Origin of the sequence: Kitasatospora sp. NPDC056184 (genome assembly GCF_042268405.1) — a bacterium.
Lineage (GTDB): Bacteria > Actinomycetota > Actinomycetes > Streptomycetales > Streptomycetaceae > Kitasatospora.
The window spans coordinates 510,014-524,792 of the sequence record NZ_JBHJUI010000001.1 but is presented as its reverse complement, the minus strand read 5'-3'; the positions used below and the strand labels follow the sequence as shown (position 1 = coordinate 524,792).

12 protein-coding genes are annotated in these 14,779 nt (G+C 75.9%); 7 read left to right on the top strand and 5 right to left on the bottom strand.

Features of this window, described 5'->3' with window-relative positions; translation table 11 throughout:
* Positions 1 to 39: 39 nt before the first annotated feature.
* From ACFC0B_RS01740 to ACFC0B_RS01730, 3 genes are read left to right on the top strand one after another with little or no spacing between them, the layout of a single operon-like run.
* Entirely contained in the window at positions 40 to 912 is an 873-nt protein-coding gene (locus ACFC0B_RS01740; protein ID WP_376080671.1) for an AAA family ATPase, read from the top strand.
* The gene (locus tag ACFC0B_RS01735; RefSeq protein WP_376080668.1) at positions 909 to 2,501 is read left to right on the top strand and encodes a VWA domain-containing protein; all 1,593 of its coding nucleotides are present in this window, start codon (positions 909 to 911) and stop codon (positions 2,499 to 2,501) included. Before ACFC0B_RS01740 ends, ACFC0B_RS01735 begins: the two co-directional genes overlap by 4 nt.
* A 41-nt stretch (positions 2,502 to 2,542) precedes the next feature.
* Positions 2,543 to 3,004, top strand: a complete 462-nt coding sequence (locus tag ACFC0B_RS01730) for a hypothetical protein (RefSeq protein WP_376080666.1) — start codon at positions 2,543 to 2,545, stop codon at positions 3,002 to 3,004.
* 81 nt (positions 3,005 to 3,085) lie between these two features.
* Here the strand turns inward: ACFC0B_RS01730 and ACFC0B_RS01725 are convergent, their stop codons facing one another.
* Both ACFC0B_RS01725 and ACFC0B_RS01720 read right to left on the bottom strand, forming a co-directional pair.
* The gene (locus ACFC0B_RS01725; RefSeq protein WP_376080663.1) at positions 3,086 to 4,081 is read right to left on the bottom strand and encodes an alpha/beta fold hydrolase; all 996 of its coding nucleotides are present in this window, start codon (positions 4,079 to 4,081) and stop codon (positions 3,086 to 3,088) included.
* Between the two features lie 152 nt (positions 4,082 to 4,233).
* Positions 4,234 to 7,557: a S8 family serine peptidase gene (locus ACFC0B_RS01720; RefSeq protein WP_376080661.1), complete on the bottom strand. Its 3,324-nt coding sequence runs from the start codon at positions 7,555 to 7,557 to the stop codon at positions 4,234 to 4,236.
* 356 nt (positions 7,558 to 7,913) lie between these two features.
* Here ACFC0B_RS01720 and ACFC0B_RS01715 point away from each other — a divergent pair, with 356 nt between their 5' ends.
* Together ACFC0B_RS01715 and ACFC0B_RS01710 are read left to right on the top strand one after the other, a co-directional pair.
* Positions 7,914 to 8,447, top strand: a complete 534-nt coding sequence (locus ACFC0B_RS01715; RefSeq protein WP_376080658.1) for a SigE family RNA polymerase sigma factor — start codon at positions 7,914 to 7,916, stop codon at positions 8,445 to 8,447.
* Positions 8,448 to 8,492: 45 nt separating this feature from the next.
* Positions 8,493 to 9,314 (top strand): hypothetical protein, encoded by an 822-nt coding sequence (locus tag ACFC0B_RS01710; protein ID WP_376080655.1) that lies wholly within the window; start codon positions 8,493 to 8,495, stop codon positions 9,312 to 9,314.
* Between the two features lie 192 nt (positions 9,315 to 9,506).
* Here ACFC0B_RS01710 and ACFC0B_RS01705 read toward each other — a convergent pair whose 3' ends face one another.
* Complete coding sequence (locus ACFC0B_RS01705) at positions 9,507 to 10,379, bottom strand: siderophore-interacting protein (RefSeq protein WP_376080653.1); 873 nt, start codon at positions 10,377 to 10,379, stop codon at positions 9,507 to 9,509.
* 92 nt (positions 10,380 to 10,471) lie between these two features.
* Between ACFC0B_RS01705 and ACFC0B_RS01700 the strand changes: the two genes are divergently transcribed.
* A complete protein-coding gene (locus tag ACFC0B_RS01700) occupies positions 10,472 to 11,320 on the top strand; it encodes a TetR/AcrR family transcriptional regulator C-terminal domain-containing protein (RefSeq protein ID WP_376080651.1) in 849 nt (282 codons plus the stop codon).
* 10 nt (positions 11,321 to 11,330) lie between these two features.
* Here ACFC0B_RS01700 and ACFC0B_RS01695 read toward each other — a convergent pair whose 3' ends face one another.
* Together ACFC0B_RS01695 and ACFC0B_RS01690 are read right to left on the bottom strand one after the other, a co-directional pair.
* Positions 11,331 to 11,546 (bottom strand): hypothetical protein, encoded by a 216-nt coding sequence (locus tag ACFC0B_RS01695; protein WP_376080648.1) that lies wholly within the window; start codon positions 11,544 to 11,546, stop codon positions 11,331 to 11,333.
* 10 nt (positions 11,547 to 11,556) lie between these two features.
* The gene (locus ACFC0B_RS01690) at positions 11,557 to 12,888 is read right to left on the bottom strand and encodes an MFS transporter (protein ID WP_376080645.1); all 1,332 of its coding nucleotides are present in this window, start codon (positions 12,886 to 12,888) and stop codon (positions 11,557 to 11,559) included.
* Positions 12,889 to 13,134: 246 nt separating this feature from the next.
* On the opposite strand from ACFC0B_RS01690, the gene ACFC0B_RS01685 reads away from it, so the two are divergent.
* Complete coding sequence (locus tag ACFC0B_RS01685; protein WP_376080642.1) at positions 13,135 to 14,760, top strand: D-alanyl-D-alanine carboxypeptidase family protein; 1,626 nt, start codon at positions 13,135 to 13,137, stop codon at positions 14,758 to 14,760.
* Positions 14,761 to 14,779 lie beyond the last annotated feature (19 nt).

Below are 14,779 nucleotides of genomic sequence, written 5' to 3'. Positions count from 1 at the left end.
CTGCCCACAGGCACCGGACGACGGGGATGTGGGGCACGCATGGGCGGCGAGGGCACGCAGTTCTTCGAGTCGGTGGCCGACACGGCCGCCCGGCTGGCCGAGGCGGACTACCTCGCCTCCACCGAGGTGGCCACCGCCGTCTTCCTCGCCGACCGGCTCGGAAAGCCGCTGCTCGTCGAGGGACCGGCCGGCGTCGGCAAGACCGAACTGGCCAAGGCCGTCGCCGCGATCGGCCGCGCCCGGCTGGTCCGGCTCCAGTGCTACGAGGGCATCGACGAGGCCCGCGCCCTCTACGAGTGGAACCACGCCAAGCAGCTGCTGCGGATCACCGCCGGGCGCGACGAGGGCTGGGACCAGGCCCGCACCGACATCTTCAGCGAGGAGTTCCTGCTCACCAGGCCGCTGCTGACCGCCATCCGCGGCGACGAGCCGACCGTGCTGCTCATCGACGAGATGGACAAGGCCGACGTCGAGGTCGAGGCGCTGCTGCTCGAAGTGCTCAGCGACTTCCAGGTCACCGTGCCCGAGTTGGGCACCATCACGGCCGGCCGCCGCCCGTTCGTCCTGCTCACCTCCAATGCCACCCGGGAGCTCTCCGAGGCGCTGCGCCGGCGCTGCCTCTTCCTCCACCTCGGCTACCCGGAGGCCGAGCTGGAGCGCCGGATCGTCCGGCTGCGCGTCCCCGGCCTGGACGAGGCGCTGGCCGAGTCGCTGGTCCGGGTGGTCGGCGCGCTGCGGGCGATGGAACTGCGCAAGGCCCCCTCGGTGGCCGAGACCGTCGACTGGGCCCGCACCCTGCTCGCCCTCGGCGCCGACACCCTCGACGAGCCGGTCGTGCGCGCCACCCTCGGAGTGATCCTCAAGCACCAGGACGACGTGCTGAAGGCCGCACAGAAGCTCACCCTCGCATGACCGTCCCGCCCCGGCCCGGCGACGGCGCCGCGACGGCCGCCGGTGGCCCGCCCGCCGACCTCGCCGCCCGGCTGACCGGCTTCGTGCGCGCACTGCGCACCCACGGCCTGCGGATCGGCCCCTCCGAGACGGTCGACGCCGCGGCCGTCCTGGAGGTGCTCGGCCTCGCCGACCGCGCGCAGGTCAGGGCCGGGCTCGCCGCCGCCCTGCTGCGCTCCGACGGGCAGCGCGGGGTCTTCGACGCCGCGTTCGACCTGTTCTTCCCGCTCGGCGTCGGCGATCCGGAGGCCGTGCGCCGGGCCGCGGTCCCGTCCGAGCCCGAGCCCGCGGCCGGGTCCGCCGCAGCGGATCCGGCCCTGGACCCGGCGGCGGACCCGGCGGTGTCGGACCCGGCCGCGCTGCGGGAGGACCTCCGGGCGCGGCTCGCGGCCGCGCTGCGGGAGGACCTCCGGGCGCGGCTCGCGGCCGCGCTCGCCGCCGACGACCGGGCCGCCCAGGCCGGCCTCGCGGGCGAGGCGGTGGCCGCGTTCGGCCGGTACGGCACCGCGGGCGGCTCCGGCCGGCCCGGCAGCGACGGCTGGTCGGCCTACCAGACCCTCGGCCGACTCGCCCCGGAGACCCTGCTGGCCCGGGTGCTGGCCGCGCTGCGCGCGGGCGCCGACGGCCGGAACGGCCACGGCCACGGTCCCGGTCCCGGCCCCGGTGCCGACCTGGCGGACCACCTCCTTCCCGACGAGATCCGCCGCCGCATCCAGGGCTTCCGTGCCATGGTCGCCACGGAGGCCCGCCGGCGGGCGGCCGAGCTGCGCGGCACCGAGCACGTCGCCGAACGGGCCGTCGCGCCCAGCATCGACCGGATCGACTTCCTCGCGGCCGGCCGCGACCAGCTCGCCGAACTCCGCCGCACCGTGCACCCGTTGGCCCGGAAGCTGGCCACCCGGCTGGCCGCCCGCCGGCGCCGGGCGGCACGCGGGCACATCGACCTGCGCCGCACCCTGCGCCGCTCGCTGTCCACCGGCAGTGTCCCGCTCCGCCCGGCCCACCGGCTGCGCCGCCCGGCCCGGCCGGAGCTGGTCCTGCTCTGCGACGTGTCCGGCTCGGTGGCGGGCTTCTCCGACTTCACCCTGCTGCTGGTCCAGGCGATGCGCGACCAGTTCAGCAGGATCCGGGTGTTCGCCTTCGTCAACCGCACCGCCGAGGTGACCGACCTGCTCACCCGCGGCGGGGGCGACCCGGCCGCCCTGGCCCGACGGATCCTCACCGAGGCCAAGGTGACGGGCTACCACGGCAACAGCGACTACGGCTCGGCACTCGGCGAGTTCGTCGACCGCCACCTGGACGCCGTGGGCCCGCGGACCAGCGTGCTGATCCTCGGCGACGCCCGGAACAACTACCGGGATCCCCGTCTGCCCGCCCTCCACCGCATCGCCGCCCGCGCCCACCGGGTGTACTGGCTCAACCCGGAGCAGCCCGGCCTCTGGGGCACCGGCGACTCGGCCGCCCCCGCCTACGCCCAGGTGGTCGAGATGCACTGCTGCCGCAACGCCCGCCGGCTGGGCGAGTTCATCGCCCGGCTCCTCCCGGTCTGAGCGCCGACTTGCCGACCGAAGCCGTCACCACAGGAGCCGCCATGGAATCGGACGATGTTCCCGACTGGTTCTGGGACGTCCTGGAGGCGACGCGACCGCGTCTGTCCGCTCTTGAGTTGTGGTTGGAGTCCCGGCCCAGGGAAGTCCTCGAAGCCTTCGCGCTCGCGTACGAGGCCGCGGCGGACTCGCTCGCCGACTTCTCGGAAGGCGTGCGTGTGGAGGGGGACGCCTGGTCCGAGGACGACACCGAGGATCTGTGTTTCTGGGTGGTCGGGCAGGGCCGCGGGCTCTGGGGCTCGGTGCTCTCGGGGGAACGGTCGCTGGAAGAGGCGGCGCGGCTGTATCTGGGCCGGGCGCCGCTGCCTCCGGACCATGTCGTGCCGTGGGACGCGGAGGTCGCGAACCCGGCGCACCGGGGCTACCAGTCCCCCGGAAGCATCGTCCACGGCGTCTACCGCTCACGTTTTGCCGAAGACCTCCATGAACGTCTTGAGGGTCTCTGAGGAGGCCGCCCGGACCGGGCGGGCGGACCGGGCAGGAGCCCAAAGGGACCGGCCCCGCCCACCCCGCCCGCCCGGTGGGCCTCAGCCGTCCAGGTGCCGGAGGAAGTCCAGCAGGGCGTCGGTGACCTCCGCCGGGCTCTCCTGCTGGGTCCAGTGACCGATGCCCGGCAGGGTGATCCGCCGGTGGAGCTTGGGCGTCAGGTGCTCCAGCAGCAGCCGCATCGCGTCCTCCGGGATCACGGCCGCGACCATGTCCTGGTCGCCGGCCACATAGAGGGCGGGGACCTCCACGGGCCGGCCGACGAGCCCGGCGAGCAGTTCGTTGTTCCGGTCGATGTTGCGGTACCAGTTGAGGCCACCGGTGAACGCCCGCTCACCGTGCTCGGCGTAGTCGGCGACGAAGGCCTCGATGTCCGCCTCCGACAGCCAGTCGGGCAGCTTCTCCGGGTCGACGACGCCGTCCAGCAGGCTCTGGCCCTCGCCGACCACCCAGGCCTGCGGCCCCGCCCCGCGCGGGCGGTCGCCGGAGCCGCTGTAGAACATCCGGCGGAACGTCGCATGCGGGTCCCGGGCGAGTTCGGCGTCGGCGACGCCGGGACGCTGGAAGTAGATCTGGTAGAAGCCGTCGCCGAACCGCTCCCTGGCCTGCGCCAGCGGCGGCAGGCCGAGGGTCGGCAGCGGCGGGACGCTGAGCCCCGCCACCCCGCGCACCAGGTCGGGGCGGAGGGTCGCGGTGGTCCAGGCGACCGGGGCGCCCCAGTCGTGGCCGACCAGCACCGCGCGCTCCTCGCCGAGCGCCCGGATCAAGCCGGTGACATCGCCGACCAGGTGGAGCAGGGTGTAGGCGTCGACCGACTCGGGCTGCTCGCTGCGGGCGTAGCCGCGCTGGTCGACGGCGACCACCCGGTAACCGGCCTCGGCGAGCGGGGCGAACTGGTGCCGCCAGGAGTACCAGCTCTCCGGGAAGCCGTGCAGCAGCAGGACCAGCGGCCCCTCCCCCTGCTCGGCGACGTGCAGCCGAACCCCGTTCACCTCGACGTGACGGTGCGCGATCTGTCCGTACGCCTGCTTGGTCATGCGGCCCTCCTCATCGACGACTCGTCAACCGGTCCAACGGACAGCGTCCGACCGTTCGTCCCTTCCCTGCCCACCGGGGCGCCCCGGGAAGCACGGCTACCGTCCCGTCACTTCGCTCCCCTCCCTCCGCTCCGGTGCCGTCCTTCCGCCCGTCACGGCTTCAGCCGGTAGGCGTGCAGGATCGTCTGCTCGACCGACGAACCGTCCGCGTCCTGGGCGGTGACCCGCAGCGAGACGTCCGCGTCCCCCTGCGCGGGCGGGTCGACGGTGATTCGCCGGGAGTTCTGGCCCGCTCCGCCCACGGCGGCGTTCTGCCAGGTCGTACCGCCGTCGAAGGAGACCTCGGCGGTGAGCCGCGCAGTGGCGGGCGCGGGGGCGCCGCTCTGGCGCTCGACCTTGGCGGTGACCGTGTGCCGGTCGCGCGGTGCCCGGCTCTCGGCGTCCACCGGGGCGCTCAGCCGGACGACGCCGACCGGCAGGGGCGCGGTGCGCACCGCGCCACCGGGACCGGCCGCGACGGCGCCCGAGCGGAAGGTCCACACCGCCTCGACGGTGCTGGAGAGCGCCCACGGTTCGGCGCGGGTCGCCTTGGCCGTCAGGCGGTAGGAGCCCTCGGCCGGCGGGACGGCGAAGGTCGCCGTCGGGGTGTCGGCGGCGCCGATCCGCCGGCCGTCGCGGGCCAGTTCGAGGTGGACGGTGTCGTCCATCCGCAACGGGAGCGGCGAGCCGTAGTGCCCCGGGGCGGAGTCGCTGAACAACTGCGGGAAGACCGTCAGGAAGTGGTCGCTGCTCCGGGCCATCGTGGCGGCGCCGTCCTTGCCGGAAGCGAGGCCCGGACCGGTGACCGCACCGTTCCACCGCTCGACACAGGACGCGCCGGCGGCGCAGGGCACCACGCCGCTCTGGGTGACGGCCGGCGGGAAGAGTTCCCCGCCGGGGCCCGCCTCCTGGCCGAAGTACGTCTCGCGCTGCTGCCCCCGGGTGGTGAAGTACTCGGTGCGGGCGGCGGGAAGCGGGAAGGTCGGCTCGCCGTAGGTCAGCCCGCCGACGCCGTCGGCCTCGGCGTAGCTGCTCATCACACCGCTGGTGCCGGCGGACTGGGCGGCGTAGAGGGTGGAGACGGCGACGAGCTCGTCCCGGCCGACCCGGAAGGCCGGGTCGGGCAGGGCACCCTCGGTGTGCAGGAACAGGTCGTAGCGGTCGGGCAGCCGGCCGTCCTTGCGGTCCGGTCCGCGCTGGAGGCTCTGCACGGCGAAGTCCACCGTGCCGGCGGCCGGCCGGCCGCCCGGGATCACATAGAGGTTGCCGGGGGTGCCGAGGGTAAGCGCCTCGCCGGTGCACGGGGCGCCCTGCGCACTCCGGTAGCAGAAGCCGGCCGACAGGGAGAACGGCACGGCATCCCGGTCCGGCACGGCGACGGTGATCTGCCGGCCCTGGCGGGCGTCGACGGAGAGCCGGGTGTCACCGCGCAACTCCAGCTCCGGCTGGAGCAGCAGGGTGGCGCTGGGGCGGCCGCCGTTCCGGCCGGGGGTGACGAGCTTGCCCGCGAGGTTGTAGCGGCCCTCCGGGACGCGGACGGTGGCGGTGCCGTCGGTGAACCGCAGCGCGTACGCCGCGCGGGTGTCGAGGTCGACGAGGTGGAGCTGGGAGAAACCGGTCTGCCAGTCACCCGGGCCGAGCGCCGCTCCTTCGCGGTCCACGGCCTGGACGGTGATCTCGTGTTGCACGGCCTCCCGGCTCAGGGCGAAGGCCGTGGTGACGGAGGGCGCCGCCGGGGACGTGCCGGGGCCGCCGATGCCCGCGGTGACCCGCCCGCTGAGGGTGGCGCCCGGTGCGACCGCGGCCGGGTCGGCGGTCACCGTGGCCTGGCCGCTGCCGCCCGCCGGGAGCGTCAGCCGGGCCGGAGACACGGTGAGCGCGCCGGCCGGCCCCGGGGCCCCGTCGGTGCCGGTGACCGCGGTGGTCAGGTCGAGGGTGACCGGCTCCGAGCCGGTGTTCCGGTAGGTGACGGTGCGGGTCACCGCGGGGCCGGTCCGCTGGTCGGTGAAGCGGATCCCGGTGGACTCGGCGGTGGCGAGGACGGTCTGCACGGTGGCGCGGGCGACGTCCAGCCGGCCGGCCCCCTGCTGGTAGCTGCTCTGCTCGGCGGCGGGCCGGGCCGAGGAGGTGAGGGCCGCCTTGAGCTGCGGTCCCGTCCAGTCCGGGTGCTGCTGCAGCAGCAGGGCGGCGGCGCCGGCGACGTGCGGGGCGGCCATCGAGGTGCCGGAGATGGCGGTGTACTGGTCGCCGACCGGGCTCTGCCCGGTGGTGCCGGCGGCCCGGGCGGCGACGATGTCGCCGCCCGGCGCGGTGAGGTCAGGCTTGACGGCGTGGTCACCGGTGCGCGGTCCCTGGCTGGAGAGCCGGGAGAGCCGGTCCGTCCGGTCGACCGAGCCGACGGTGAGCGCGGCGTCGGCCGAGCCCGGGGTGCCGACCGTCCCGGCGCGGCCGCTGTTGCCCGCGGCGGCGACGAACAGGGTGCCGTAGCGGTCGGCGAGCGTGTTGACGGCCTGGGCCATCGGGTCGGTGCCGTCGGTGGGCGGGCCGGTGAGGCTGATGTTCACGATCGGCGCCCGGGCGGCCGCCCACTCCAGGCCCTGGAGGACCCAGGACTCCTGACCGTTGCCCTCGTCGTCGAGGACCTTGCCGACCAGCAGCTCGGCGTCGGGGGCGACCCCCTTGAAGCGGCCCTCGGAGGCGGCGCCGTCACCGCCGACGATCGAGGCGACGTGGGTGCCGTGCCCGTCGGCGTCCTTCACCCCGGCGGCCCCGCCGGTGAAGTCGGAGCTCTCGCCGATCGAGCCGGCCAGGTCGGGGTGGCCGGAGTCGATCCCGGTGTCCAGCACCGCGACCTTGACCCCCCGTCCGGTGAGGCCCGAGCGCCAGGCTTCGGGCGCGCCGATCTGCGCGGTGGAACGGTCCAGGGCGGCGCCGACCTTGCCGTCCAGCCAGATCTTCGCGACGCCCGGGGCGAGCCCGGCCGCCGGCTCGGCGAGGCCCGCGGTGGACGCGGCGGCGGCCGGACCGAGCTGCTGCCAGAGCTCCCCGGTGTGCTGCTTGTCGGCGCGCAGCGCGGCACCGTGCACGCTCTCCAGCTCGCGGACGGCGGTGACGCCCGGCGGCGGAGCGGCGGCGGCGAGGCCGGGGGCCGGGCCTGCCCCCGGCTCGCGGCCGACGATCAGCGGCAGTTCCCGGCTGCGGCCGTCGTCGTAGCCCTGGGCGATCAGCCCGGCGATGTCGAAGAGCCGCGGGTCGAGCCGCCCCGCGCGCAGCGGCTGCTCGGCGTCCTGCGGGACCAGGTTGACGCTGCCGGGGGCGCCCGGCGCCCGGCTGAAGGCCAGCTCGGCCCGGCCGGGGCCGGGCTGGACCCCGACCAACGCCACCGTGCCGTCGGCACCGACCCGGGCGGTGGCCCGGTCACCGGTGATCAGGGTCACCTGGACCGACCTCCCCGGTCCGGCCGCCGCGCCCGGTGTACCGGCGGCCGGCGCCGCGGCCGGCCGCGCCCAGGCGGCCGGTGTCGCCACCGCCCCCACGAGTACCGCTCCCAGCAGAACGGCCGTCAGCCGCCCCGTCCTCGATGTCCTGCGCATGCGCACCCGTCCCCTCCGGCGGGGCCCGGGTCGGACCCGGTCCCCGCGTGATCGGTCTGTCGTGGGGATCGACGGAACGGATGCCGACGGAGGATGTCATGAGTCGTCAGGAAAAATCCCTCGGAAAAAATCGTCGAGCCGTGTCATCTCCGCGGCCTGCCCGTTCCGTCGATGTGTACAGAAACGAACGGAGGCCTCCCATGCGCACCTCTGACCTGGACGAGTTCCGCACCTTCGCCGAGGAGCGGCTGGAGGACATGCGGCGTACCGCCTACTGGATCTGCGGCGACTGGCACCACGCCGAGGACATCACCCAGATCGCGCTGACCAAGCTCTACGCGAACTGGGACCGCCGACACCGGATCGACAACCTGGAGGCGTACTCCCAGACCGTGGTGACCCGCGCCAGCATCGACCACTGCAGACGACGGTGGCGCAGGGAGCGGCCGACCGAGCAGCTGCCCGACTCCGCCGGACCGGTGACGGACCCGTCGCTCAGCCTGCAGGTCAGGACGGCGCTCAACGCCCTGCCGACGCGTCAGCGCGCGGTCGTCGTCCTGAGGTTCTGGGTCGACATGGACATCCCGACGACGGCGCGGGCGCTCAACTGCAGCGTCGGCACCGTCAAGAGCCACACCGCCAGGGCCCTCGCCAAGCTGCGCGAGCTGCTGGGCGAGACCGATCCGTTCGAGCAGCTCACCACCGCGCCCGCTCCCGCGACGCGCACTCGATGAGCACCCCCCTGAAGGACATCCGACGAACCCCGTGAAGGACACCCCGTGAGACACCACGACACCCATGACGACCAGGACGACATCCGCCTCCTCCTCGCGGCCGGGCTCGGCGCCGAACCGCCGCTGCGGGCCGGGACGGTCGAGGCGGCGATGGCCGCCGGCCGCCGCCGCAACGGGGCGCGGCGGCTGGCCCGGACCGGGGCCGGCGCGGGCGTCACCGCCACCCTCGCCACCGTGGTGGTCTGCCTCGCCTCGGCAACTCCCACCTCCGCGCCCGTCGCCGCGCCGACGGCCACCGTCGCCGATCCCCTGACCGGCCCGGTGGCGCTGGTCGGCGAGGCCGGCGAGGCCCCGCAGGCGCTGCGGCCCGATTCCTTCGGGCCGGGCGCCGACCGGCCGAGCGGCTGGACCAGCGAGCGGCTCGGGGCGACGCTCGCCGGACTGCTGCCGCCCGGTGCCTCCGAGGTCCAGGCCGGGGACATCGCCGGGCGCACCTTCCGGGTCGCCTGGAGCGGCGCGGGCGGCCCGGTGAGGTTCATCGGCGGCGCCGAGCGGACGGCGGACGCCCCGAAGGTCCCGCTCTGCGCCACGGTGGCCTTCCCGAAGATCACCCCGCTTCCCGGCCGCCCCAGCCCCGAGGAGGTGTCGCCGACCAACCGGTGCGAGGTCGTCGACCTGCCCGACGGCGGCCGGGCCGAGGCGGTGACGCTCACCTTCCCGCAGGGTGGGCGCACCTCGCAGTACGTCCGCGTCCTGCGGGCCGACGGCCGGACGGTCACCCTCCAGCAGTTCCCGGAGCGTCCGGAGGGCTCGTTGGCCACGACCGCGCTGCTCACGATCGCCAATGATCCGGCCTGGCGGTTCTGAGCACGGGCCGTCTCCCGCCGGTCGGCAGCCGGTCGACCGACGGGAGGCCGTGAGGATCGCGGGGTGCAGATCGGGGGACGGGGTGTGGGCCCCGACCCGTCCCCCGACCCGGGCTGCGGCCCAGCACGTCGGCCCAGCACGTCGGCCCGGTGCGTCAGGTCAGCGCGTCGGGTCGGGGTGAGCCGGTCTGGGTCAGTGGGCCTCGGTCTGGGCCCGCACCTGGGCCAGCTTTTCCTGGGCGTCCGCCAGGTCCTCCGCCGTGGGCGCGTCGTCCTGGGTGAAGCGGTGCCGCCAGTAGCCGCTGAACTCGATCGACGCCTTCGGCAGGCCGCGCTCCTCGACCAAGTGACGACGGAGCGTCCGCACCGCGGACGCCTCGCCGGCCAGCCAGGCGAACGGCGTGCCGCTCGGCAGGTCGGCGGCGGCGACGGCCTCGACCAGCCGTCGGCCGGGCGCGGCACCGTCACGGTGCAGCCAGCGCACGGCCGCTCCGGCCGGGCCGGGCAGCGGCTGCTCCTCGGCGCGGTCCGCGACCTCTGCGAACACCACCGTCCGGGTGCCCTCGGGCAGCGCGGCCAGCAGGGTGCCGATCGCGGGCAGCGCCGACTCGTCGCCCGCCAGCAGGACCCAGTCCGCCGCCTCGGCGGCGGACGTGATCGATAGAGGGGAGGCGTACAGCGCGGAGGGTCCGACCATGCCCAGACGGTCCCCGGGCCGGGCCCGTTCGGCCCAGGCGCTCGCAGGTCCGGTGTCACCGTGCAGCACGAAATCGATCTCCACCTCCTCGGTCCCGGGCCGGCGCTGCCGAATGGTGAAGCTGCGCATCCACGGCCGCTCCGGCTCCGGGATGGCCAGGTACGCCTGGTACCAGCCCATGGCGTCCTCGCTCGGCGCGGGCAGGACGGGCGCGGCCTGGCCGGGGCGGGGGAAGCAGAGTTTGACCTGCTGGTCCGGTGAGGTGCCGACGCTCGTGTCGAGCTCATCGGCCCGGAAGGTGATCCGGGCCGTCCGAGGCGTGATCCGCGCGACCTCGATGACCTGGACGTAGGTGACGGGAAGGCTCATGGCTCAACCTCCGGTTTCGATCCCCCGTTGATACCTTATGCCATAAAGAGTTCCTCGGACCGAGGTTACCTTATGCGATAAGGAGTTCTCTCGTGACCGTCTTCGCCGGACAGGGCGACGCCCGCCGCTCCATGGCGCTGCTCTGGCGCGCGCCCGCGGCCCCGCCTTCCGGACGCAGCGGGCCCAAGCCCGGGTTGAGCGTGGACGCGATCGTCCTCGCCGGAATCGCCGTCGCCGACGCCGACGGGATGGCCGCGCTCTCCATGCGCGCGGTCGGCGAACGCCTCGGCCGCACCGCCATGGCCCTCTACACCTACGTCCCGGGCAAGGCCGAGCTGCTCGACCTCATGCACGACCGGGTGCTCGCCGAGCTTCCCGCCGCCTCCGACCCGGTCCGGGACTGGCGGCCGGCGGTCACCGCCTGGGCCGAGGACGCCCTGTCCTGCTACCTCCGCCACCCCTGGGTCCTCCAGATCTCCCAGGCCCGCCCGATCCTCGGACCCGCCGAGCTGGGCGCGATGGAGACCCTGCTGCGGATCCTCCAGGGGGCGCGCCTCGACCCCCGGCAGCTGCGGGGCGCGGTCGCGGCGCTGTGGCAGTTCGTGCGGGGTTCCGCGCAGACCGCGGCGGAGGCCCGGGCCGCCGCGGCCGCCACCGGCGTGCCGGACGAGGAGTGGTGGCACGCCCGGGCCGCCCAGCTCGCCGATCTGGCCCCCGACTTCGCCGAACGCTTCCCCCTGCTCACCGCCCTCGAACGGTCCGACGCCGCCGAGGCCGGCCCCGGGAACCCCGCCCCCGACCGTACCCGGGAGGCCTTCCGCACCGGGCTGGCCGTCCTGCTGGACGGCATCGCCGCGACGGCCGCCCGGCACGACCCGTCCGCCGCTCCCGGCGGCGGGCCCGGGGGCGATCCCGAGGGCGGTCCCGGGGATGGCGACTGACGGACCGACCTCAGTCGCCGTCGCCCAGGCGGTCCAGCAGGGCGGCGCCGAGCGCGAGCAGAACGCCCAGTCCGATCATCGCGAAGTAGCCCACCGTCTGGTGGTCGGCGGGAACGAGGAAGCGGACGAAACCGAAGACGTGCAGACCCCAGAGGTGATCGGCGAGCAGGCCGCTGATCCCGCCGACGATCAGGACGAAGCTCACAAAGCCGAGGAAGTTCTTCATGGTCACGACGTTAGGCAGCCGAGTCCGGGGCGGGATCCGACTTTCGGCGCGACCGGGCGCCACCAAAGTCGCGCGTACGGAGCACCGGCACGGCGGCGAGCGCCGGGGCGGCGGCCAGGGCGAAGCAGAGCGGCAGCGGCAGGTGGCCGACCAGCAGGCCCACGGTCGCGCCGCCGGCCGCGGACCCGGCGTTGACGGCGGTGTTCACCCAGGCACCGGCGCGCGTGCGGGCGTCGGAGGCCACCGCCTCGTCCGCCACCAGGTAGGCGGTGGTGAGGGCGGGTGAGACGAAGAGCCCGGCGAGCGCGACGGCCGCGCCGAGCAGGAGGAGGTTCGGCGCGAATCCGGCGGCGGTCAGTGCCACCCCGAGGCCGGCCGTGAACAGCGGCAGCCGGACGGCGTTCGGCAGCGGGCGGTCCAGCGCACCGAGGCCGAGACCGCCGACCGCGCTGCCGACCGAGAGCGCGGCCAGCACCCAGCCGACCGCCTCCGGCCGGCCCTGCCGCTCGGCGAAGGCGACCACCATGAGGTCGAGCGCACCCAGCGCCAGCCCGGTCACGGCCGCCGCGAGCACCGCGCGCCGCAGCGCCCGCCCGCCGCCGAGCCGCCCGGCGCGCCGCCCTCGCCTGCCACCGGCCGCACCCGGGGCCGCGCCGTCCGCACCGTCCGCCCGCCCCGCCCGGCCGTCAGCCCGTCCGCCGTCCTGGGCGTCCACCGCCGCGAGCGGCGAGGCGACCAGCAACAGCGCGCCGGTGAGCAGCAGGGCAGCGCCCGCGACGACGGCACCGGAGGGGCCGACCAGCGGCAGCAGCACGCCGACCAGCAGCGGCCCGCTGACGAAGAGCAGTTCCTCGGCGACACCGTCGAGGCTGTAGGCGCGACGGAGCAGGTCGGGGTCGGGAAGGAGCCGGCGCCAGAGCATGCGCATCACCGGGCCGAGCGGCGGGGTGCAGGCACCCGCAGCGACGACCAGCGCCGCGAGGGCCACCGGCGGCATGCCGGGCCGCGCGGTGGCGGCGGCCACGGCGAGCAGCAGCGCGCTGTACAGCGCGGCCATCGGCGGCAGCGCCCGTCGGGGGCCGTGACGGTCGATCAGCGCGGCCCGGGCCGGGGAGAGGAGGACGCTGGCGAGGCCGAACAGGGCCATCGCCGTGCCCGCGGCGGAGTAGGAGCCGGTGGAGTCGCGGACGGCGAGCAGCAGCGCGAGCGGGACCACCCCGTAGGACAGGCGGCCGAGCAGGGCTGCGGAGAAGGTGCGGCCGGCGTGCGGGGCGCCGAGCACGGCTCGGTATCCGGGGCGCGTGGCGGAGGCGTGCGAAGGCACGGAGGCGGAGGAGGGCATGGGAACGTTCCTCGGTGAAGACCGGCGGCGGGCGGGCAACGCCCAGCGGCGCCGGAGATGTGCGGGGACACCGGAGGACCGCGCCGACGGCGGTGGCCGGGGCGATCGCGACGGGGTCGGCTACGCACAGGGAACGAACATGGTCCGCACCGTACCAGCCCGGCCCGCACCGGCCCGGCCGAGGGGCGGGGCCCGGACGGAGCAGCGGGCAGGGCGGGGCGGCGGGCGCCCGGGTACGTTCGCCGTGTGCAGCAGAGGTCACCCCACGTCAGCAGGCGCCCCCGGGCCGGACGACCGGCGGCGGCCGGCGCCGCCGCCGCGCTGGTCCTCGCGGCCGGTTCGCCCGCCGCGTTGGCGGGCCCGCTGCCGGGCACCGCCACGGCAGCCTCCCCTGCCACCCCGACCGCCACCACCTCCCCGCCCGCCACCCCGGCCCCCGCCGCCACCGCCGTCCCGGTCGCGACCGCCGCCCCGGTCGCACCCGGCACGGCGCAGGACTCGGCCCTGGTGATCGGCGGCGAGCGGCTGGGCCGGCCCGCCGTCCAGGTGACGCCCCGCGCCGGAGCGCCGGAGCTGCCCGCCGGACTGACCGGTCGCTCCTGGCTGGTCGCCGACGCCGCGACCGGCGCGGTGCTGGCGGCGCGCGACGCGCACCTGCCGCTGCCGCCCGCCAGCACGCTCAAGATGCTGTTCGCCGACACCGTGATGCCCAAGTTCGACCGTTCCCTGGAGCACCGGGTGACCCCGGCCGAGCTGGCCGGGGTGGGTGCGGGCAGCAGCCTGGTCGGCATCAAGGAGAACCTGTCCTACCGGGTCGAGGACCTCTGGCGCGGGGTCTTCCTCGCCTCCGGGAACGACGCCGTGCACGTGCTGTCCCACATGAACGGCGGGCTGGCCCGCACCGTCGCACAGATGCAGGAGCGGGCGCGCGCCCTCCAGGCCCGGGACACCCGGGTGGTCTCCCCGGACGGCTACGACCAGGACGGCCAGGTCTCCTCGGCCTACGACCTCACGCTGTTCGCCCGGGCCGGGCTGCGCAACCCCGACTTCCGCGGCTACTGCGCGACCCGCACCGCGCGCTTCCCCGGCGGGCTCGACCTGACGACCGGGCAGCGCACCGCCTTCGACATCGCCAACACCGACCGCCTGCTCGGCAGGTACCCCGGCCTGATCGGGGTGAAGAACGGCTACACCACCAACGCGGGCGCCACCTTCACCGGCGCGGCCGAGCGCGGCGGCCGGACGCTGCTGGTGACGGTGATGCACCCGGAGCAGCAGTCCAAGGTCTACGACGAGGCGGCGGCACTGCTGGACTGGGGCTTCGCGGCGGCCGACAAGGTGGAACCGGTCGGCACCCTGGTGGACGAGGAGCAGCCGACCGGCCCCTCCGACCCGTCGGCGCCGGCCACCCCGGCGACCGAGGCACCGGCCGCCGGGGTACTGCCGCGGGCCGTCCGGCAGGCCGACCACGCGCTGGGCCCGGCCGGGTGGACGGCGGCCGCCCTGTGCGGGGCGCTCGCGCTCTGGGCGGCGGCCCGGATCCGGGTCCGCCGGCGCCCGCACGCGCCGACCGCCGAGACCATCGCGACCGCCCCGCCGCCGGCGCTGCTCGGCGCCCCCGCCATCCCCCCGCGCCCGACGTACGCCCCGCGCATTCCCGCCGCCCCGTACGTCGCCCCCGCCCCGCACGTCGCCGACCTCCCGTACACCGCCCCCGCCCCCGCCCCGCATACCCCCACGCCGTACGCCCCCGCCCCGCGCGGCGCCACCGCCGTGGGCGGGTCGACCGCCGTGGGCGGCCGGCGCCGACGTCGGCTCGCCCGCCGGGTCCGGGGCCTGGCCCGCTCCGCCCGCTGCCGGCAGCCGTCATGACGCTCCCGGTAGGCGCCCT

Bases quoted from the DNA above. Each gene is read 5' to 3' on its own strand.
- ACFC0B_RS01690 (WP_376080645.1), bottom strand. From the start codon at position 12,888: ATGCCCTCCTCCGCCTCCGTGCCTTCGCACGCCTCCGCCACGCGCCCC.
- ACFC0B_RS01730 (WP_376080666.1), top strand. From the start codon at position 2,543: ATGGAATCGGACGATGTTCCCGACTGGTTCTGGGACGTCCTGGAGGCG.
- ACFC0B_RS01695 (WP_376080648.1), bottom strand. From the start codon at position 11,546: ATGAAGAACTTCCTCGGCTTTGTGAGCTTCGTCCTGATCGTCGGCGGG.
- ACFC0B_RS01715 (WP_376080658.1), top strand. From the start codon at position 7,914: ATGCGCACCTCTGACCTGGACGAGTTCCGCACCTTCGCCGAGGAGCGG.
- ACFC0B_RS01740 (WP_376080671.1), top strand. From the start codon at position 40: ATGGGCGGCGAGGGCACGCAGTTCTTCGAGTCGGTGGCCGACACGGCC.
- ACFC0B_RS01735 (WP_376080668.1), top strand. From the start codon at position 909: ATGACCGTCCCGCCCCGGCCCGGCGACGGCGCCGCGACGGCCGCCGGT.
- ACFC0B_RS01705 (WP_376080653.1), bottom strand. From the start codon at position 10,379: ATGAGCCTTCCCGTCACCTACGTCCAGGTCATCGAGGTCGCGCGGATC.
- ACFC0B_RS01725 (WP_376080663.1), bottom strand. From the start codon at position 4,081: ATGACCAAGCAGGCGTACGGACAGATCGCGCACCGTCACGTCGAGGTG.